The sequence below is a fragment of the Emticicia fluvialis genome, assembly GCF_024793945.1.
GTDB lineage: Bacteria > Bacteroidota > Bacteroidia > Cytophagales > Spirosomataceae > Emticicia > Emticicia fluvialis.
In genome coordinates this window covers 63016-83631 of record NZ_JANUSD010000003.1, presented here as the reverse complement: position 1 = coordinate 83631, position 20616 = coordinate 63016, and the positions used below count along the sequence as shown (strand labels likewise).

Genomic DNA, 20616 nt, shown 5'->3' with positions numbered 1-20616 from the left:
TACCAGAATCAGCAAATCAATAATCAACTGATAGTTACTTCAAAAAAATCCCTCGCATTTTATCTTATTTGCACTTTTCTTATTTAGTTTTGTATGTTTCCATAAGTGTTGATTCATGAAAAAAACTACCAGAAAAATCGTGTATATCGTACTTGCGCTTATTGCGGTTATCCTGCTGGCCGGGGTGGCGCTGGCTTATCTGCCTGCTGAATCTAAGACCAATCATAAGGGTATTTCGCCTGCCGAGGCGGCGTCTTTAAGAGAGGGTTATAAGGCCCCGCATGAGCTGCTGACTACCACTGACGGTGAAGCGCTGTTTATGAGGCGATGGAACCCGGATAGTATCGTGCCTGCCAAAAAAGACCTGGCCGTGCTTATTTTTCATGGCATTACGGCGCATAGCGGTGCGTACGACACGGCCGGAAAAACCCTGGCAGCCGGGGGCTATACCACTTTCGGGCTTGATTACCGCGGGCATGGGTTATCGGGTGGCAACAGAGCCGATGCACCCGGCAAAGATCGCTTTATTGCCGATCTGGTAGAGGCTATCCGGTACATTAAAGGGCTTGGTTTTGCTAAAGTGGTGGTAATGGGGCATAGCCTGGGGGTGGTGTCGGCTATTGTTTCGGCCAATGCGGCATCTCAGGAAATGGCAGGTTTAATATTGCTTTCGGCGGCTTATGAGCGCAAAAAAGAGGGCGAGGTAGTGCAGCCGTCGTTATTGCAAAAGGCCCGTATTGTGGCCAGCTCTATTTTCCGGCCGTCGCACCAGGCGGTGGAATACTACCGCGAGGGCATGACGGTTGCCCAAGACCCGCTGTATAATTATGCTTACACGCTGCGGTTTGTAACCATGATACCCGTAAAAGAACTAAAAATAGAAAAAGACCTGCACCTGCCGATAATGGTAGGCATTGGCGATAAAGACGAGCTGTTTACGGTAGAAAAAGCCAGAGAGTTTTATGGTACCATACCCGGCAACCAGAAAGCATTTGTGGTGCTGAAAGATACGTATCATGCCAAAATTCCGGTTGAGGCGTGGCAGGCGTGTGTCAGCTGGCTGGATAAGTCGTTTGTGAAGTAGGGTCTGAATTAGCGATAGAAATGGGTAGAGCCACATTGCATGTGGCTCCGGGGTTGTCTGTTCAGCAGATAATAAACCATTGGGGCTGATAATCATGTATTGGGTGATATCATAGCCTGAAGACGGATGCAATCTGTCTCTACGCCGAGTACACGGCTGTCAGATAATCTTTTACGGTGCCTGGTTTGCGGCCCAGTAGTGTATCTAAATCGGTTTCGGTTGAATCAAACTCTCCTTGTTTAAAGGCTTCGGCAAAACCTACCGATATGGCCACTACCTCTTCAGGCAAACCTGCGCCGCTTAGCACTTGTTTATAAACGGCCGATTCCGGACTTACGTAGCCTATTTCTTTGCCTGCTGCTTCGCCTATGAAACGGGCAATGTCATGAAAAGTAACGGTTTCGGTGTTTGAAATCCGGTAATCCTGGTTTTCGTGGCCGGTGCCTGTCAATACGTTGGCGGTGGCTTCGGCCATGTCGCTTCTTAATGTAAAGGCCACTGGGGTATCGCCGGCAGGGAAAAACACGCCTGTTTCAGTAACATTAGGCCCCAGGAACATAGGCAGGATATCGGCATAAATATTATTGCGAAGAATAGTATAGGTGATACCGCTCTCTTTCAAAGCGTTTTCGGTAAACAAGTGCGATTGCGCCACCAAAGCAATGGGCGACGTTTCGGTTTCGTTTTTACGTATAAAACTGGTGTACACCACATGGCCTACGCCTGCTTCTTTGGCCGCCTTTACTACGTTTTCGTGTTGTTTAATGCGGTTCGCTACATCGCTGCCTGACACAAACAAGAGTTTGTCTACGCCCTTGAAGGCCTCAACCAATGAACCGTAGTTGTCATAATCACCGGTTACGATACGCACACCTTTGGCTTTTAAGTCGCCTGCTTTGGCTTCATCTCTTACCAATGCGGCTATTTCGTTGGCTGGTGTGCCTTTTTTTAAAAGGAAGTCGATAGTTGTGGCACCGAATTGTCCGGTTGCGCCTGTTACTAAAATCATGTTCTTGAAAATTTTCTTTATAAAATAATTATGTTGCTGCAAAAGTATATATATTTGCTATATAAAATATAGTGATATACTTTTGTATAGCGCTATACTAAAGTATAGTAAAGAAAATAATCTGGAAATGGTACCTACAACAATAATGGATTTTGCCGATGTAAAAGCCTGCCCCGAGCAGTTTGTGCTGGCACTGAACGACACCCTGAATGTATTGACCGGAAAATGGAAGATGCCTATTCTGGGTTCTTTGCTGTTTGGTATTAAACGATTTACGGAGATTCAGCGGAATATACCCAAAATTACACCCCGTATGCTTTCTAAAGAACTGAAAGAACTGGAGCTGAACGGCATGGTGAAGCGGGTGGTGTATGATGCCACCCCGGTGCTGGTAGAATATGAGTTGACGGAGTCTGCACGTAAGTTGTCAGACGTGATTGACAGTATGCTGATGTGGGGGCTGAACCACCGCCGGGCTACCATGACGAACAACTAAGTGCCGGAAGTTTTTCTTCTGCACTTTGTAGGGTGCTGTATCATTTATATACAAACTTGTAAGTAACAAGGTTGTCTTCGTACACTTCAACGGGGTAGCCATCGGTGCTGTAACTGAATGTACGTTCAAAACTGACTTTCCCGGTGGCCTTAATGACATTGTTAGGGCTTTTGTTGAAGGCGCTTATCCATTGCGGGCGATGGTTGATTTTATGATATGGATTGATTTTGTCGTCATAAGTATAATAAGTCGATGCTCCGCCGGGGTCGGTTTGTTTGATAAGATTGCCCCTGGTATCATACTCATAAGTGGTCACGTAAGCGCTGCCGTTACTGACAACCGCCTGTTTTACTACCTGCCCTTTGGCGTTGTACGTGTATTCGGTAGTTGAGCTGGCTCTCATTACTTTCAGCAACTGCCCGGCGTTGTTATACTCAAATGTTTCTTCTGATTTCATGCCTGCCGCCGGGTCACACAAAGCCATACTACTTGAATACAGACTACGGAGTGTGGTAAGCAGCCGCGATACCCTTCCATTTTTATATTCGTATGTGTATTCGTCGGTTGGGTTGGTTTCGCAGCCAATGAACAGGTTTTCTTTTACCAGTAAATGGTTATTGTACTCAAATTTCTGGTTGGGTTTGTTGTTGGCTGTAAGCGCTACCAGTTTTTTTTCTCCGGCTACAGGATTTGGCTCAGCTGAGGGTTTGGCGCAACCGAGAGCTAGTGAAATAATTGAAAAGACAAAAAGCTTTTTCATGGTGTTTACCGAATTTGTATGAATACGTTTATGGCGCTAAACAAATTTAACAAAAAGCAATAGAAAAGGCTTGAATATGAGCGGATTAGTGATTTAACGGTAGAGAATTTTTTGAGGGGGTTATATTCCCCCCCTTGCCCCTCGTTGGGGTTTCATTTTCTACCTCCCCAACCGCTCCAATACTTTCTTGCCCCCGTTGTTGTTAGGGTTGAGTTCTATTGATTTCCGGTACATCCTGATTGCCTCTTCTTTTTGGCCGAGTTTCAGCAGGGCTTCGCCCAGGCTGTCATACACATTCCAGCTTTCAGGATACAGATAGGCGTTTAGCTGAAAGAGTGCGAGGGCATCAGCCGTACGGTCAGATGACATAACACGGTAGGCCCAGTCGTTCAGCTCGTTTTCGTCGGGTTTAAAGGTGGGGTCTTTTTTACGGATGTCGGCCACTGTTTCTATGGCTTTGTTGTAGCCCCGTTTATTGAGTTCAATTCTTAAGGTAGTAATGGGGTCGGCCGCCGGAATATCGGGGTTGTAGATACCTGCCAGTTCTTCCAGAAAGTTTTCGGGCGATGCACCACCCAGATTGGTGAGTACAATAACGGCCAGGTTATCATCAGGATATACCAGAAAGGCAGAACGGGCACCGCCTGTCATGCCAAAGGCGCGGTGGCGCGGCCGCCATTTGTTAACACCCCAACCCATAGCCCATTGGGTAGGCTGGCCGTTATTGAAGGTAGCGGGTGTCCAGAGGGCGTTCAGTGTTTCTTTATTTTTAAATAATTTGCCTTTTTGAAGGGCAATTATCCATTGGGCCATGTCTTCGGCGGTGCTGTTCAGGCCTGAGCCTGTCCGGCGTGCAGGCATAAATTCTGCATAATTGTTGGTCAGTCGGGGTTCAGGTAAGGTTATGCCATCCATTGCCTTTTTGAAGCTATAAGTAGGGGCAAAATGAGGGATGATGTCGCGCGAGTCGCCAAATAGCGTATGCGGCATGCCCACTACATTAAACTGCATTTCCTGAAACACCCGGGCAAATGGCTGGCCGCGTAGTTTGTCTATTACCTTGCCCAGCAGCACATAATTGGTCTGGTTGTAACTGAACTGCGTACCGGTGGGCGAGTCCATCGGCAGGGTTTGTATTTTTTTCCATGAGGCTTCCTCGTTAGCAGCACCTGCGGGGTCCTGTATGCGCAGAATATCAGGAAGGCCGGAAATATGTGTCAGCAATTGCTTAATGGTAATGGGTTGCCAGAGTGCAGGCAGGCTGTCGACAAAATGGGAGATAGGGGCAGAGAGGCTCAGTTTGCCTTCTTCTACCAGTTGCATAATGGCTACACCTGTAAACGCCTTGGTGCAGGAGTTAATGGCAAAGATGGTCTGGTTATCTACGGCCACATTATCTTGCAGATTGGCCATGCCATAAGCTTTACTGAAAACAATTTTGCCATTCTGCACCACAGCGGCTTGCAGGCCGGGTATTTTCAGGTCTTTCATCTGCCTGAGCAGAAAAGCCTCGGTTTGTTTTTCTTTCGATTGCGCGTTGGCCAGTTGGCTGATTAAAAGTAATAAAGTAAGTAGCTTCTTCATGAAAATGTAAAGTGATTTTCATGGGGAAACTCCGGGTTTGGGGAAAGGTTACAGCGTTTTTTGAAAGATTGTGAAACTTAGTGCGCACTTTGTGTACTTCGTGGCAAATTAAAAATAGCCACGATGTACACCAGGTAACACCATGTTTCACAATTTTTATTTAGAAACTCACCTGCAAAAACACTCTTGCATTGAAGGGTGTGCCGGGTGTGAAGTGGATCTCTTCTACCGGTTCGGCTTCGGTTTTCAGGCGGCTTTCGGTGGCAAACTGGGTTTCTTTCCAACGGGTGTTGAAGAGATTTTGTATCGTTACGCCCAGCGTGTATTTGCCTTTGGTGTAGCTGGCCAGGGCATCGGTTACAAAATAGCCTTTGGCTACTATGCTGCCATCTTCATTGGCGGGGCGGTCGGCCACATAGCGGTAGCGCAGGCTTCCGCTGAAACCGCTTTTGTTTTTGATTGTAAGCCCGCCAATGCTGGTAAACTTAACAGCCAGCGGCAGGTAGTTTTGTCCTTCGGCTTCGCCCACTGCACGTGGTTTTGCCCAGTTGGCGTCAAAATCAACAAATAGACTGCGGGTTAGCTGATAGCGCGCCGATACGTCAAAGCCGGTTCTGACTGACTGTCCAGATGGCTCCACGACTCCTGCATCGCCTACGTACAAAAATTCCTGCTGCATCCACAAATACCAGTAAGCAGCGTTGATGAGCAGTTTCGGGAAGGGCTTCCAGGTAGTGCCGAGGTCTGCTCCGTAGGCAGGGGGTAAAATCTCGAGTCCGTTTTGCGCTACTACGGCACGGGTGTCGTTCGAGTGGAAACCCTTGCCCATGTTCAGATAAAACTGCAGGCTTTTATTCTGGGTATAATACAGATTCAGTTTGGGCGATACAATAGAGGCACTGGCTTTGGTGGTGTTGTTGTTTTGCAGGTGGTCGAGGTACTGATTATGGAAATAATCAAAGCGGATACCGACAGTTGCCGACAGGCGGTTGCTCAGCTGAATGCTCTCGTCGGCATAAATGCCCAAATTGGCTTCGTTTACATCGCCCAGTTTGATGGCTTTCAGCAGCCGGGTACGGTTTAAGGTATGCGACAGCTCAGAATCGTTGGTTATATCGTGGCGGTAATTAAGGCCGACGTTAAACGTAGCTTGTTTCTGGCCAATGCCATGCGCAATAGAGTAATGGCTGTTGTATCCCCATAGGTTGCGGGCTTCTTTTTGCTTAATCTGGTCGCCGTTGATGGGGTCTTCCAAAAAAAAAGTAAAGTTTGAATAGAGCTCGAAATTATAGTTTGAGTAGAAGAACTGGTTTTTCCAGACATGATTATGCCTGGTGAGTGTAACCAGTTCGGCATTCAGATTGGTACGGCTGGTCTGGCCGCCCTCGTTGGGGTCAATGGCTCCGAAAAATCCGATTTGTCCGCTTTCAACTGCCCTGTCGGGTATCTGGCCTGATGCCAGCCATTTGCTCCAGAAAGTAGAAGCCGTCAAGCTGAGGTTGGTATTGGGGCTTAAATGCCCATGGTATTTGCCCAGCAGGTTAAGCCGTTTGAAATGCTGTGGCGCATCAAAATAGGCATCAGAATAATTGTATTCTCCGGCCAGGTAGGCGTTCTGGTCGTTCTTTTTCAGCACATTGGCACCGCCTACGAGTCGGTAAGTATTGAACTGTCCGGCTTCGGCCTTCACGAAGTTCTGTTCCAGAACCGACCTGGTACGGAAATTAGCCCAGCCAGCCGTGCTGAAATTGCCTTTGTCGGCATCATATAAACCTTTTTTGAAATCAACCCCCTCAATGAGTTCGGGGATGATGAAATGCGCATCGGCATAGCCTTGTCCGTGGGCATGAGAAACCATATTGATAGGCATGCCGTCGACAGTGAGGCGGATGTCGGTACCGTGGTCGAGGTCAAAACCCCGCAGGAAAATCTGTTCGGCTTTGCCGCCTCCGGCATGCTGCCCGATAACCACGCCCGGAATAATGCGCAGCACTTCCTGCGAATTATTGATGTTACGCAGCCGGATATCCAGCCCCGAAATAACCTGTTGATGCTGTGGGTTGGTGGCTGACACCTGCACTTCTTCCAGCGATACCTCGGTATCGGTTAGTATAAAGTTTACTACCGTGGCTTCGTCGGCTTTTACTTCGGCGGTGTGGGTCTGGGCGGTGTAGCCAATGAATGACACCTCGACGGTATAAGTGGCCGGTGACAGATTGTTAATCTGGAAATACCCTGCTTCGTCGGTAATGGCTCCGCGACTAAGGCCGGTTAAAACAATGTTGGCTCCGCGAACGGGTTGTCTGGTGCGGGCGTCTGTTACCTTGCCCACAATAGTACCCAAATGGGCAAAGGCGGTTGTGGCCGTTAATAGTTGTAAGAATAGTAGAGGTTTGAAAAACTTCATAAGTTGTTTGCGTGATGAAATGCGGGTTGTGCCTATGGGTTACAAAAATAAATACTTAATTTGAAAGATGATAGGCTATTGGCAGAAGTGTAGGAAGAATTGTGGTTGATATAGGGTTAAGGGGCTTACAAGACCTTCAACCACCCCGGCATTTTTCAAGACCCTGTGTTGAAAAATGCCACCCCTCCTTGAAAAAAGGAGGGGAAATTGCTAGAACGTATCAAACACATCATTTAGATTTAGTTAAAAAGGTTCCCCTTTAGGGGCTAGGGGGTGATATCATGAAAATAGCATTAGCACAAACACGCGCCGTGAAGGGGGGCGATAAAGCTATGGTGCATTACCCATTTGAAGAATTGTTAAAAAATTTGTGATTAACTATATCCCGTTAGGGATGATATATCTGTAGTAAAGCTTTGAATAATGTTTTTGTATCCCTTCGGGATAGTATATTAGTAACGGAGAATTAATATACCGTCCCTGACGGGACTTTATTTGGTTTGTCTTTGTATTGTTTTCTACTGATATACCGTCCCTGACGGGACTTTATTTGGTTTGTCTTTGTGTCGTTTTCTGGCGAGTGTTGTTAAATGTCAGAAGGGCATTGACAAAACTCCACAATTGTTAAACTTTACCGTATGCCTTTGTTGATGGTGAATTGTTTGCCGCAGTTGGATGGGAAAGAAGGGGGTTTGGTGGTGGCGGTGTAGCGTTTATTGAATTTGGTAGAGCCGAATTGCAATGCGGCTCATCGACGAATTTGTTTATGCCTGAATCGTTGCTTGTATGTTCTGCACCTGAAAACATTTTTATTTATTAGACAGCCCTCTGAAGACGCACGCAGTGCGGCTGTACCGGTATATATCTTTATGTTTTCAAGCCCGAATATTTTTTCAAAACCATGCTTATAATATAAGCATAAATGTTTATATTTGGTGTAAATTAAATCTGCATGACTGAGAAAGAATACTACCAACTACGGTCGACAACCGGGCGTGACAGGGTATTCAGAACCCCGAAAGCCCTGATTGAAGCCTGCAATGAATATTTCAGATGGTGCTCAGATAATCCGCTGCTGGAAGAGAAGGTTTTTCAGCATCAGGGGCGGCCTGTTTCTGCTGATATCAGGCGTATGCGCCCGTTTACGCTGGAGGGGCTCTGCAATTTTATCGACATCAGCCTGGGTACTTTTAAAACTTATGAAGCACGCCAGGAATTTGCCTCTACCACTGCCCGTATACGGCAGATAATTGATAATCAGCAGTTTGAGGGGGTGGCTTCGGGGCTGCTCAATGCCAATATAATAGCCCGCAAACTGGGCTTGGTTGATAAAAAAGACCATACGTCGGGCGGAGAAAGTATAAACAGAGGTTTTTTTGATTTTCTGAAGGAAACATCAGCGAGGGATGAAGATGAATGAAAACTATGAACTGGCCGCTAAGGCCAAAATCATAGAGTGGCGACAGGATTGGTGTTTGTTTGCGCGTGAAGCGCTGGGTGTGCATCTGGATGCTGAGCAGGAGGCCATTCTGCGGTCGGTGCAGGTGTATCCGCGCACCAGTGTGGCTTCGGGTACAGCCCGTGGCAAAGACTTTGTGGCGGCTGTGGCTGCTATCTGCTTTATGTACCTGACCCCCAAATGGAACGAAAAAGGTGAGCTGATTGCCAACACAAAGGTGGCTATGACAGCCCCCACCGAACGACAGGTGAAGAACATCTGTGTGCCGGAGGTTGCCCGCTTGTTTAACCGCGCGCGCAGCCGGGGCATTGAGTTGCCCGGCAAGTTGACGGCCTTTGATATACGCACAGACCACGAAGAGTGGTTTCTGACGGCTTTCAGGGCTGACCCGCACCGGCACGAGTCGTGGTCGGGTTTTCATGCAGTTAATACCATGTTTGTGGTTACGGAGGCATCGGGGATTCTGGATGATACCTTTGCGGCTATTGAGGGCAATTTGCAGGGAAACTCACGGATGCTGATTGTGTTTAATCCTAATACCACTATCGGTTACGCTGCCCGCAGCCAGAAAGGCGAACGTTGGGCGAAGTTCAGGCTTAATTCTTTAACTGCCCCCAATGTGGTGCAAAAGCAGGTGATTATACCCGGGCAGGTAGATTATCGCTGGGTAAAAGACAAGATTGAAAACTGGTGCAGCATTATACAGGCCAGTGATTTTAACGAAACGCTTGATGATTTTCAGTTTGAGGGGGTATGGTACAGGCCGGAAGATAATTTCCGCAAGAAAGTACTGGGGCGGTTTCCGAAAGTAGCGGAAGACAGCCTGATTCCGGAAATATGGATTGAGCTGGCACAGAAACGATGGGCGGAGTATCATCAGTCGCATGGGTTGGAGAGCAATTACCCGGAGCAATTACGACTGGGCGTTGATGTAGCCGGAATGGGGCGCGACAGCACCGTATTTTGTTACCGATATGGCAACATTGTAAAGCAATTTACCATGGCCAACAGCGGCGGCACCGCCGACCACATGGAGGTGGCCGGAAAAATTGTGTCGGTATTGCAGCATGATGCCCACGCCATGAGCCTGATAGATACCATTGGCGAGGGGGCAGGGGTGTATGCACGTATAGCAGAGCTGGGTTTTAAAGCCAGAGCTTTGTCTTGCAAGTATAGCGAGGCCGCCAGTGATACCAGAGGAGAAAAGCTGACAGACCTGACTGGCCAGTACACTTTTGCCAACATGCGGGCGTATTTGTTCTGGGCGGTGAGGGATTGGCTGAACCCTAAGAATAACCAACACGCGATGTTGCCACCGGGCTTCGCGCTGACAGAGGAGGCAACAGAGATACGATGGAGGTTTCAGAGCAATGGGGCGATTATCATAGAGCCGAAAGAAGAAATCAGAAAACGCCTCGGCAGAAGTACCGATGCTTTTGATGCCCTGGCCAATACGTTTTATCCGGTTAGGGTGAGCAGGCGGGTGAAGAATCTGGCGAATTTATTTTAATGCAGCCCCTAGCCGAAACGTCGGACCGCCCTAAAGGGGAATGAAAAACAGAGTATCGGCACCCAGAATGACCATCACACTTCCACAATGCCAAATTTACGTTCAGGCGATTGGGTGTCTTGCAGATAAAAGGCTGTTGGAGTTGCGCCTGTAAATTCTTTGTAGTCGCGCACCAGATGCTGGTAGTCGTAATAACCGCAGTCGAGCGCAATACTCAGCCAGTCTTTATGGGGGTAGGCGTTTTTCATCCGGAAGGCTTTGTCGAACCGGATGATGCGGGCAAAGTATTTGGGGTTAATGCCCATCCGTTCGTTGAAGTTGCGTTCCAGTTGTTTGGCGCTGAGGCAGGCTTCTTTGGCCAGTTGGTCTAATGTGTAGCCGCTCGGGTTTTCAAGCATCACCAAACCCAGCTTATCGATAGGGCGCAGCTGGTAGGTGGATTTGATAAGCAAAGACATGAGGTAATTTTCAACAGCCGGAATCATGGCAGGATAATGGCTGATATTGGCCAGTTGTTCGTTCAGTCTGCCCAATTCGGCGCCCAGAACGGCTTCAGCGTCCAGGTATTGATTGGTAAGATGGAAACTTGGAATACCCGTGAGGCGGTAAAACCCACCCGGTTGAAAAACCACCTGTATCAGCAGAAATTCTTGTCCGACCTGCCTTTGGTTCACGACGCTTTGCTGACCTATAATCGCCGATTTTACCGATCTTAATGGTTTACCGTTGGCATAGCTTACCTGCTCGGGGTCTCGCGGATAAAACGCCAGTGTTATTTCGGGGCGCGGAGGGTAAGCCTTTACCGGAGCCGTATCGGTAAATGAAAAATTCAGAAACCGATACACCCTTACGTGCTGCCTCAGCGCAAACCCCGGCGGTATGTCATAAAAAAATGGCATGGCTTGCAAACATGGGTATGTTAACAAAGATAAGCATTTTTTATAAAGAAATGGGCGGGCCCAGTACTTTCATGCCGTGTTCGTGGTGCAATTTGTCTATGGCCTCGCGGGTGGGTGGCCCCTGGGCGGCAGATACTTTTTTAAAAAACTCTTCCAGTTTACCGGCAGGGTTCAGGAAGTAAATCATTTTGCCTTTGTCGGTCAGTTGCAGCCAGGTGTGAGGTATATTTCGGGGCAAAAAAATGGTGTCACCCGCTTTCAGGGTTGAGCGTTCGTCGCCCACCTGGAAGAGGTATTCACCCTCTATCACATAGAAGGTTTCATCCTGATACAGATGTACATGCAGCGATGGCCCGGTTTTCTGGTAGCCTGTGTATTCAAATACCGAAAGCTCGCCGTCGGTGTCTTTGGCAGATATTTTAACATCGTTGGGGTTTACACCTTTAAATGGCGTGGGCTGGTTGAAGCGGTCTTTACCGGCCGGCACTGTAAAACTTTTGGCAGCGCGGGCTTTGCCGGTGTAAGGGGCAACCATGATGGGCATAGATGCCAGAGAGGCCTGAATGAATTTTCTGCGTTGCATATCAGATGCTGTTTTAGGTTCAATATGCCAGCAAAGATGGTTGGTTGAAACGATTGGTTAGTGGTAAGAAATGGACATTTAAGCATAGCCTGATGAAAGATTTGAAATATTGCCACTATGAACACAAATGACACTAGGTATCACAATTTTAAATCGTGAAACATGGTGTATCCTTAGCGTACCTTGTGGCTATCCTGTCTCACAATTTTATTCTAATAAATATGCTTATAATATAAGCACAAAATGGTATATTTACTAAAAAAACACAACTAAATGAAAGTATTTGAAATTGCTGAGACTGACGACATTGAGGCGTTGGTGAAGTTCTTGAAAGGCGCTGTGAGCCAACCCGATATTGAGAAACTGAAAGCGCAGTATCAGGTGGCTGAACACCCGGTATTTGATTTGCACAAACGCCCCGACCGCAAGGTGCTGAAAGAAGACGGCAGCTTTGACCGCTGGGATTCTGTGAATCGCCTCGGGCTGCCTATCCAGAAAAAAATTGTGGGGGCATCGGTGGCATTTCTGTTCGGGAATCCGGTAAAACTGGTTTGTCAGACTAAAAATGAGGCTGAGGCACAGGCGCTTGGTCTGGTAAAAAAAGTACTGCAGGCCAATAAGATGGATAGTTTTAACCGCAAAATTGCCCGCGATTTGTTGAGAGCTACTGCCGTGGCCGAGGTTTGGTTTGTAAGCGGCGAAAGTACCGACCGCAAGCATAATGACTACGGCTTTGAAACGCCTTACCGGATAAAGGTGCTGAAACTAAGCCCCTGGGACGGCGACGGGCTGTATCCTTGCTTTAATAGCTATGGCGATCTGGTGGCGTTTTCGCGTGCGTATAGCCTTTACCGTGATAACAGGGAAGTTGCGTTTTTTGAGGTGTTTACCGACGAAGAATATAAGCTATTTGAGAAAACCGGCGACGGCTGGCTGGAAAGGGAGTCGGCGGTGAATAGCATCGGGAAGGTTCCGGTTATTTTTGCACAGGAAGAGCAGGCCGACTGGGCAGATGTGCAAACGGCTATTGAGCGGCTGGAGCATTTGCTCAGCAATTTTGCCGATACCAACGACTACCACGGCAACCCCAAGATTTTTATTGAAGGCGAAATTGAGGGCTTTGTAAAAAAAGGAGAGTCAGGGGCGATTATACAGGGCGAGAAGGGCTCGAAGGCCTCATACCTGAGCTGGGACCACGCGCCGGAGTCTATCAGACTGGAAATTGAAACGCTCTTTAAGGTGATTTATTCTTTCACCCAAACGCCGGATATTTCGTTTGATACTTTGAAGGATTTAAAGCAGGGGATATCGGGCGTGGCCTTGGAAATGCTGTTTATGGATGCCCACCTGAAAGTGCAGGAGAAACGGGAGATTTTTGATGAATACCTGCAACGCCGCCTGAGCCTGGTAAAAGCACATATTGCCTGGCTGAAACCTGAACTGAAAACTACGCTGGGGGCAATGGATATCCGCCAGGAAATTACACCGTATCTGATTAACGACCTCGACAGCCTGGTGCGGAACATGAAAAGCGCAGTGGGTGGCAAAGCTATTCTTTCTCAGAAAACGGCTATTGAGAAATCGGGCCTTGTGGCGGACGCCGGGTTGGAGTGGGAGCGGATTAAGAGTGAGGAAGGGGTAGGGAAAGTTGGGTAGTAGGTGTAGTTGAATACGTTCAAAGCTCTTTTTAAGGCCTTAACCACCGCATCGGCGGTCCGACCCGTCAATTTTCCCAACTTTTGTTGGGAAAATTGCCACCCCTCCTTTAAAAGGAGCGACCGTCGCACGGGGGAAATTTTAAGCAAAGAACCAATAACTTTTATCTTACTCTTTCCCTTTCTTCATTCTCATTATTCCTGTTAATGCTCTTGGTGTTTTTTCCGAAACTGCGGGAGTAGGTGAGGCGGATGACCCGGTAAAAGGCGGTTTCGTCTTTGTATTTTGATTCGCTTCTGATGTTAAAAGCAATGGGCGCAACGCTGCCGATGTGGGTGTATATGGAAAAGGTCTGGAAGAGGTCTGGTAGTGACAGTTGGAATGTGCCTTTGTCGCCTTTCAGTTTTTTGGCAATGCCCAGGTTTACCACGCCGAAGCCTTTCAACTTGTTGGCTCCGTCAAGAAAGGCAAAGTTCTGCCAGCCCGAGAGTTCAACCTCAAAGTTTCGGGGCAGGCTGATGGTTTGGGTGAAGTTCAGGTTCTGGTACACATACGTTTCTGTGGCGGGGCGCAGGGTGTACGATATTTTGTATCGGCGCAGGGCGGTGGTGCTGCCGAGGTTTAATTTCCACCAGTTTGTTAACTGTATCGGTGCGTTCAGGTTGAGGGTGATACTTTTCTGGTAATCAAGGTTTTGGGGTGATGACACGCCGATGTCATTCTGCGGGTTGGCTGTAATCTGGTAGCGCAGTATCGGGTGCAAATCGTACTGAAAAGTTAGTCCGGCGCTGAAACCTTTGAAGCTGTATTCTGCCTTCAGCGCATCGGTGAGGGTTGGTTTTAGCAGCGGATTCCCCGAAAAAACAAAGGTGGCATCGTTATAAAACAGGTTAGAGATTAAATCGGTATAGGCAGGGCGGCTGATGCGCCTGCTGTATTTAAAGCTGAGGTTGGTATGCGCATTGGGCGCGTAAGTGTATAGCACCGACGGGAAAAACTGCGCAATAGTAAAGGCCTCATGGCTGGTGCTGATGTGGCGTTGCCAGTATTCATACCGTATGCCTGCCTGCAGGTTTGCCTTCGGGTTGAGCGTAAAACGGCTTTGCGCATAGGCGGCCAGAATCTGCTCGTTGCCGTGAATATTGCTTTGGGTGCGGGGGTCAATTTCCCAGGCGTCGCTCACTTTGCGTTCTACGTTGCTATCGTTGGCGTTGCGGGCATAACTGGCTTTCAGCCCTGTTTCCAGCCTTATTTTGTGTGAAACATCAAGGATATAATCAGCCTTAAAAACCCCTACCTGAATGGTTGAGTGGCTTTGGCCACGGTTACCATAGTTGAAAATAGGGTTAGTGGGGGGGATGTCGGTTCCGGATTCGTCGTAATACCGGTACGTAACCAGCGTGGGGCTGGTGTTCCGGTAGCCGATATAACTGGCATCTACATTCAATTGCGCGCGTGATGAAAACTTGTGATTGATGTAGACCGATGATATGAGATTCTGTAACCCGGATGTGCCGTCTGATAGCCCTGTTGAGCCCAGAAAACTGCTGTCGGGCATGATTCTGTCGCCCAGTATGGCTACCCGGTTATGGCTTTTGGAAGCCGAAAAGGTGAGTTCGGCACCGATGGTGGTATTTGTAACAGGGTGGTATTCGGCGGCCAGATTCAGGTTATGCGATTGCTGGCTGCGGTCGGTTAAGCCTCCGAACTCAGTACTATTCAAGCCGCCCATAAACGGAAAATCTGCTGTGCCATGCCCGCGGTAGCCCGAGTAACTATGGTTATGCCCAAACGCATAAGCTACATTGAGACTGGCTTTTTTGAATCCGCGCGACAGGCTAATGGCCGTCTGCGCTTTTTCGCGGTAGCCGTATCCGGCAGTGGCCGACAGGTTGATGCGTGTGCCTTCGTTTTCATTCTTTTTAAATACAATGTTGATGATACCCGCGCCGCCGTCGGCATCATATTGAGCCGTTGGCGAGGTTATCAGCTCAATTTTTTCGATGTTTTCGGCAGGGGTGCTTTCCAGCAGCGCCATGAGTTCGTCCATTGCCATCTGGATACGCCGTCCGTTGAATAAGACGGTTACACCGGCTTGTCCGTTCAGGCTGAACTGGTTATTGCGGCGGTCGGATATCACACCGGGTAGCCGTTCTAACACCTGCATGGCATTGCTGCCTTTGGTCATGAGGCTGCTTTGGATGTTGATAATCTTGCCGATGGGCGTATGCTGAATGAGTTCTTTGCGTGCCGATACCATTACTTCATTGAGGGTGTTGTTTTCGTCTATCAATTGTATAACAGGCATGGCCAGTGGGGTATCAGCAGAACTGAAACCGGGCGATTGATAGGTATGATAGCCGATACTGCTGATACGCAGAAAGAACGTACCCTTTTGGGTGGGGTTCAGGCGGAAGCCTCCGTTTTCGTCTGTTGTGGTGCCGCTTATGATGGTTGAATCCTGCACTGAAAGCAATACCACGTTGGCAAACGGAACGGCTTCGGCTTTGGTGGTAACTACCCTGCCCGTGATTTGTGCCAGCAGCGGATAAGACAGAAGGCTTGACAGTGTTAGCAATAGCGTTTTCATATATCTTGAATTTTATTCAAGTTTAGAAAACTGTTGCCTGGGATTTATTGAGAATTGACGAACTGCAGGTGGGGGTTGATGAAATGTAGCCCCAGCCGATATGGCAGGCCACCCTAAAGGGGAGTTAATTGTGCTACTTTGAGTACTTAGAGTACATTCTGGCTGTAATCTTTTGCCACTAGGTACACTAAAGCACTATGTTTCACTATTGGTATTTGGGGCGAACTCAGGGGTTACAGGAACAATATTTGTAGTAAATCTTCAAAAAAATATTAGGTATACAGAGTATAATAATCATCATATAGTTCAATTACATCAGGGTCATTGTGTATTTTGCAATTTTCTAAAAGATTTATTATTTCCTCTCTAAAACCTATATAATCAAGAAGCTCGTATGCTCTCCTATAAGCCCAAAAGCTTTCGTGTGGTTCTTTTGTATCAATCTCAAATAACATTTCCTTGATTGCCGTATAGAGTCTATCTTTTAACCAATCATTCTCGATCATTTTAATTACTGGTCTAGCAGATAAAATGGATGTCGGGTTACCTAATAAGGCATGGTCAAGTAGCTCATGAAAAAATTCTTTAATCAGTTGCCGATCATCATGTATCAGACTTTGTAAAAGATATATAAAATATCTTGCATCGGGAGAATTCAGGATTTTTCTTCCTAAATATTTAAAATCACTGTTCTTAATGAGCCTTTGTGAGTAAACATAATATTCGTCACTAATTTTCTCAAGTTCTTCCCACTGTTTAAAAATTTCTTTTTCTTCTTCTTTTTCCATATAATTTTAAGTTTTGTTAATAATGTTCTTTTATTAATATACGCATTTTTCTTTAAAAATCAAAATGTGTTTGGGGTTTTAGGATTTGAATTCGGAAAAATTGTGGCTATATTTTTTTGCCACTACGTACACTAAGGTAACACGATGTTTCACAATTAGTATTTGCGGCGAACTGGAAGTTCGCGCCACATGGGCAAACATTCAGCAACCGCAAAATAAAAATAACTTGCTTGGTTGGGGTTGCGTTTAGATATTTAGGTAATTATGTTCTCTTCGCTATGTAACTCATGCTTTGCAATGAAAACTCAAACGGCCTGCCTCGTATCTGGATTTTTCTTTTTGTTGTCGGCTGCTCCTCTATTTGGTCAGCAACCTGTAAATGCGAATACCAAAAAGATTCTGGAGATTAAAGATTGGAAGTCTTTTTCGCAGAAATATCCGACTTTACTGGATACCTCCAGATTCATAGCATTCGCGTATGTAAAAAATGAGGCAGACGATATTGTCAGTATCCAAAGGCAGGATACGGTGGTATCGAAGAAAGCCGTGCAGGAAATTTTAAAATATAATCAGAACAAAGGCAAGTATGAACTCGGGTTTACGCTGATTGAAAAAAGCAGTATTTTGCAGGATGGGAAGTTAAGCTACGACAAGGTATTGCAGGAAATTAAAGCTCAGACCATGACAGTGTATCAGGACGTGCCGATAATCAAGCCTCCGAACTATGTGCCCACGCCTGTAACTCCGGCTGCTAATAATGCCAATCAGATTGATACAAAATTAAATGAGCTGAAAACCAGAATTGATAGTTTATGGAAGATAGTTTACCCGACCAGAAATCCATCTGAATGGCGGAATCTCGAAATTGATTTGTGTAAAACCAAAGCAGAAAGGCTTAAATACAGAACAAACATGATTGGATTACTGACAAAATTAAAAGATGGCCAATGAAAACTACCTTTTTCTTTTTTGCATTCCTGTGTGTTTTGGGGTGGCAAAGCTGCTTTGCTCAGGATACCACAGTTAAATCATTAGAGGCGCTTTACAAGCAGTATGTAGCATCAAAGCCTGATTCTGCTGTAGAGCCTGCGGCATTAGATTCGCTCGATTCTGCTATTACTGCCGCTATCAAAAGACTTCAATTTGAGTCAGTGAAGGTCGCGCATGACCATTATGTCCAACAATTGGCCTATACACAGAAGGTGTATGATTTTCAGGCGTTGTCGTCCAGAATTATCTTTACCTTTGTGCTACTGATTGTATTCTGCGGCCTGGCATTTGCTGCCATACAGTTTTATAAGTCTATGAAAGTGGTTAACAAGGAAGACCCAACCAATGTTGAGATTTCGCTCAGCGGGGTAAAGGTAAGTTCTTCTATACTGGGGGTTATTATACTGGTAATATCGCTGGCGTTTTTTTATTTGTACCTCATTTATGTGTATCCGATAAAACAGGTAGATACCGAGCCGAAGGGGCGCCCGCAGGAGGTAAAAAAATAAGGCCTGCCCGTGCCGGTCAAGGGGCTACTTCTCATCCATATCATTGGTTTCTATTTCAGACACTTCGCGCCCGTGTGGGGTATTGGGGTCTGTTTGCGTATAGCTAAAACCGTCAGCAGCGGGCTTGGGGGCTTCGTCGGGCAGGTCTTCGTCTTCCAGGTTTTCGTCGGCCAGTTGTTCTTCATCTGCTATGGCTCCGCCGTTATAAGTTGTACCATGACCGGGATTCAGAAAAAAATTAAGAAATCTGAATTGATACATCAGTGCCGGAGCCAGGGCCAAAAAATGTAGACTTTTCATAATTGGGTTGATTTAATAAAGTTTGAGCCAAAAAAACTATACCACCGGTTTAGTGTTTTTGGGTATCGGGCGGCAGAAATGAGGCCGGTTTCAATACAGTATATGTTTATCTATAAAATATCTGTACTTTTGCGGCAGTAGTTTTCTTCTATAAACAGTAAAAAGAACAGAATATGTCTGAGTTTCCGCCTTGTCCGAAATGTAAATGTGAGTATGTGTATCCGAGCGATGGTATGCTGATATGCCCTGAATGTTTTTATGAGTGGAACCCTGAGGAGGCAGAAGTTGAAGAGGGCGCAGCGAAAATACTGGATGCCAACGGCAACGAGCTGAAAGACGGCGACACCGTAGTAATAGTAAAAGACCTACCCGTAAAAGGAGCGCCTAAAGCCTTAAAAGCCGGCACGAAAGTAAAGAATATACGCCTTACCGACGGCGACCATAACATTGACTGCAAGATTGACGGCTTTGGCGCCATGAGCCTGAAGTCGGAGTTTGTGCGCAAGGCGTAAAGGAAACACCAGCCGATAGAACGAACTGCTCGAAATGGGAGGGGTGGTAATTACTTTTTATTGAGGGCTTAGTGTTGCTGGTATACGTTTTTTTTGCTTTATTTTGTAAAAAATATTCGAATCATAATGGCAAAGATAGCTTTTGTTGCTTTGTTATTGGCCGGGATGGCTTGTAGTAAAGAAAACAGCCCAGAGGAGTGTGTAGAAAAGCCAAACAATGGACGGGTTTGCGATTTGGTTTATAACCCTGTGTGTGGCTGTAATAACAAAACCTACGGCAATGCCTGCGATGCTGAAGCCCATGGCATAACGAAGTATACGTTGGGGAAGTGTACGCCCCCAGCCCCTAAAGGGGTGTAAGAATGCCAATTACCTCCACTTGCACCGAATGAAGTGGTACGCCACCCGATCGGTGGCTATCTAAATAAAGGATTTTTCAATTATTAATACCAACCATGCGACGTCGGTTTAAGTTGGCACTTTAATAAACAGACCTTGTTTGAATAGACAGCGACCGCGCGGCGGTCCGCCTTAATCGCTGGTACTTCATTGGATTCCTACATGGTGCGATTAAAAGTGCCCCTACGTGTCGGCAAGTATGACCCGAATACGCCATTTCAATTCCTACATGGTGCGATTAAAAGTGAAAACCTTTCGGTGGGTGGCTCTCTGTACCTGCGGTTTCAATTCCTACATGGTGCGATAAGAAGGATGACCTGACCGAATCTTATATAATAGGCAAGCGCGGTTTCAATTCCTACATGGTGCGATTAATGGAGAAGCACAATTAGGGTTAATCCTGAATTTTTAACTGTTTCAATTCCTACATGGTGCGATTAATGGTTTATCTTGCTATTAGGCTTTATTCTTTTTGCCGGGTTTCAATTCCTACATGGTGCGATTAATGGATAGTGCGATTTATCAGGCTTGCCGTCGCGGTCTTTGTTTCAATTCCTACATGGTGCGATTAAAAGGGATGTGCAGCTACGCATTGCATCACGCATATTAAGTTTCAATTCCTATATGGTGCGATTAAAAGGTTTAACCTTGCAGTATTACAGATTACATTATCCCAGTTTCAATTCCTACATGGTGCGATTAAAAGGGAACTACATTGGTACCCTCTAAGTTTTCGGCAATTGGTTTCAATTCCTACATGGTGCGATTAAAAGAGTCTACAACGGGAGAAAGGAAGCAACCGAAACAAGTTTCAATTCCTACATGGTGCGATTAAAAGGGGGTACACTTAATACAATAGGTGTAACCGTGCGTTTCAATTCCTACATGGTGCGATTAATGGTTCAAGAGAGAAATAATAATAACAAAAGATGAGTTGTTTCAATTCCTACATGGTGCGATTAATGGAAATATCTGCCTTGTAAACGTCCGAAAGCAGGAAATGTTTCAATTCCTACATGGTGCGATTAATGGAATACGGCATACGTCAAGCGCGAAAGACAAGCTGAAGTTTCAATTCCTA

The 20616-nt window shown here is 46.5% G+C and carries 18 protein-coding genes and 1 CRISPR repeat array (1 of these 19 only partly in view); of the genes, 9 read left to right on the top strand and 9 right to left on the bottom strand.

What is annotated here, in order from left to right:
* Nucleotides 1-115 precede the first annotated feature (115 nt).
* Complete coding sequence (locus NZ848_RS04180) at nt 116-1084, top strand: alpha/beta hydrolase (protein ID WP_259014480.1); 969 nt, start codon at nt 116-118, stop codon at nt 1082-1084.
* Nucleotides 1085-1223: 139 nt separating this feature from the next.
* Here the strand turns inward: NZ848_RS04180 and NZ848_RS04175 are convergent, their stop codons facing one another.
* On the bottom strand, nt 1224-2093 hold the full coding sequence (locus NZ848_RS04175) for an SDR family oxidoreductase (RefSeq protein WP_259014479.1): 870 nt from the start codon (nt 2091-2093) through the stop codon (nt 1224-1226).
* 127 nt (nt 2094-2220) lie between these two features.
* Here NZ848_RS04175 and NZ848_RS04170 point away from each other — a divergent pair, with 127 nt between their 5' ends.
* Complete coding sequence (locus NZ848_RS04170) at nt 2221-2589, top strand: winged helix-turn-helix transcriptional regulator (protein ID WP_101726620.1); 369 nt, start codon at nt 2221-2223, stop codon at nt 2587-2589.
* A 40-nt stretch (nt 2590-2629) separates the two neighbouring features.
* Here the strand turns inward: NZ848_RS04170 and NZ848_RS04165 are convergent, their stop codons facing one another.
* The 3 genes from NZ848_RS04165 to NZ848_RS04155 all read right to left on the bottom strand — a co-directional run bounded on the left by NZ848_RS04165 (nt 2630) and on the right by NZ848_RS04155 (nt 7340).
* Nucleotides 2630-3349 (bottom strand): RHS repeat domain-containing protein, encoded by a 720-nt coding sequence (locus NZ848_RS04165; RefSeq protein ID WP_259014478.1) that lies wholly within the window; start codon nt 3347-3349, stop codon nt 2630-2632.
* A 159-nt stretch (nt 3350-3508) separates the two neighbouring features.
* Nucleotides 3509-4933: a serine hydrolase gene (locus NZ848_RS04160; protein ID WP_259014477.1), complete on the bottom strand. Its 1425-nt coding sequence runs from the start codon at nt 4931-4933 to the stop codon at nt 3509-3511.
* Nucleotides 4934-5093: 160 nt separating this feature from the next.
* Nucleotides 5094-7340, bottom strand: a complete 2247-nt coding sequence (locus NZ848_RS04155; protein WP_259014476.1) for a TonB-dependent receptor — start codon at nt 7338-7340, stop codon at nt 5094-5096.
* 952 nt (nt 7341-8292) lie between these two features.
* Between NZ848_RS04155 and NZ848_RS04150 the strand changes: the two genes are divergently transcribed.
* Nucleotides 8293-8760, top strand: coding sequence for a DNA-packaging protein (locus NZ848_RS04150; RefSeq protein WP_253524357.1), 468 nt, complete (start codon nt 8293-8295; stop codon nt 8758-8760).
* Complete coding sequence (locus tag NZ848_RS04145) at nt 8753-10309, top strand: hypothetical protein (RefSeq protein ID WP_259014474.1); 1557 nt, start codon at nt 8753-8755, stop codon at nt 10307-10309. Before NZ848_RS04150 ends, NZ848_RS04145 begins: the two co-directional genes overlap by 8 nt.
* Before the next feature lie 74 nt (nt 10310-10383).
* Here the strand turns inward: NZ848_RS04145 and NZ848_RS04140 are convergent, their stop codons facing one another.
* Entirely contained in the window at nt 10384-11208 is an 825-nt protein-coding gene (locus NZ848_RS04140; RefSeq protein ID WP_259014473.1) for a helix-turn-helix domain-containing protein, read from the bottom strand.
* 40 nt (nt 11209-11248) lie between these two features.
* Nucleotides 11249-11791 (bottom strand): cupin domain-containing protein, encoded by a 543-nt coding sequence (locus NZ848_RS04135; protein WP_253524346.1) that lies wholly within the window; start codon nt 11789-11791, stop codon nt 11249-11251.
* A gap of 273 nt (nt 11792-12064) precedes the next feature.
* Here NZ848_RS04135 and NZ848_RS04130 point away from each other — a divergent pair, with 273 nt between their 5' ends.
* On the top strand, nt 12065-13447 hold the full coding sequence (locus NZ848_RS04130) for a phage portal protein (RefSeq protein ID WP_259014472.1): 1383 nt from the start codon (nt 12065-12067) through the stop codon (nt 13445-13447).
* A 163-nt stretch (nt 13448-13610) separates the two neighbouring features.
* Here NZ848_RS04130 and NZ848_RS04125 read toward each other — a convergent pair whose 3' ends face one another.
* Both NZ848_RS04125 and NZ848_RS04120 read right to left on the bottom strand, forming a co-directional pair.
* On the bottom strand, nt 13611-16037 hold the full coding sequence (locus NZ848_RS04125; RefSeq protein ID WP_259014471.1) for a TonB-dependent receptor domain-containing protein: 2427 nt from the start codon (nt 16035-16037) through the stop codon (nt 13611-13613).
* 272 nt (nt 16038-16309) lie between these two features.
* Nucleotides 16310-16825 (bottom strand): hypothetical protein, encoded by a 516-nt coding sequence (locus NZ848_RS04120; RefSeq protein ID WP_259014470.1) that lies wholly within the window; start codon nt 16823-16825, stop codon nt 16310-16312.
* A gap of 297 nt (nt 16826-17122) precedes the next feature.
* On the opposite strand from NZ848_RS04120, the gene NZ848_RS04115 reads away from it, so the two are divergent.
* Entirely contained in the window at nt 17123-17776 is a 654-nt protein-coding gene (locus NZ848_RS04115; protein WP_259014469.1) for a hypothetical protein, read from the top strand.
* Nucleotides 17773-18324, top strand: coding sequence for a hypothetical protein (locus tag NZ848_RS04110; RefSeq protein WP_259014468.1), 552 nt, complete (start codon nt 17773-17775; stop codon nt 18322-18324). Before NZ848_RS04115 ends, NZ848_RS04110 begins: the two co-directional genes overlap by 4 nt.
* 24 nt (nt 18325-18348) lie before the next feature.
* Here NZ848_RS04110 and NZ848_RS04105 read toward each other — a convergent pair whose 3' ends face one another.
* A complete protein-coding gene (locus tag NZ848_RS04105; protein ID WP_259014467.1) occupies nt 18349-18624 on the bottom strand; it encodes a hypothetical protein in 276 nt (91 codons plus the stop codon).
* A gap of 173 nt (nt 18625-18797) precedes the next feature.
* Between NZ848_RS04105 and NZ848_RS04100 the strand changes: the two genes are divergently transcribed.
* Together NZ848_RS04100 and NZ848_RS04095 are read left to right on the top strand one after the other, a co-directional pair.
* On the top strand, nt 18798-19136 hold the full coding sequence (locus NZ848_RS04100; protein WP_253524317.1) for a zinc ribbon domain-containing protein YjdM: 339 nt from the start codon (nt 18798-18800) through the stop codon (nt 19134-19136).
* A 126-nt stretch (nt 19137-19262) separates the two neighbouring features.
* A complete protein-coding gene (locus NZ848_RS04095; RefSeq protein ID WP_259014466.1) occupies nt 19263-19496 on the top strand; it encodes a Kazal-type serine protease inhibitor family protein in 234 nt (77 codons plus the stop codon).
* 187 nt (nt 19497-19683) lie between these two features.
* Nucleotides 19684-20616: direct repeats of the CRISPR family, unit length 30 nt; unit sequence GTTTCAATTCCTACATGGTGCGATTAATGG (it continues 2193 nt past the right edge of the window).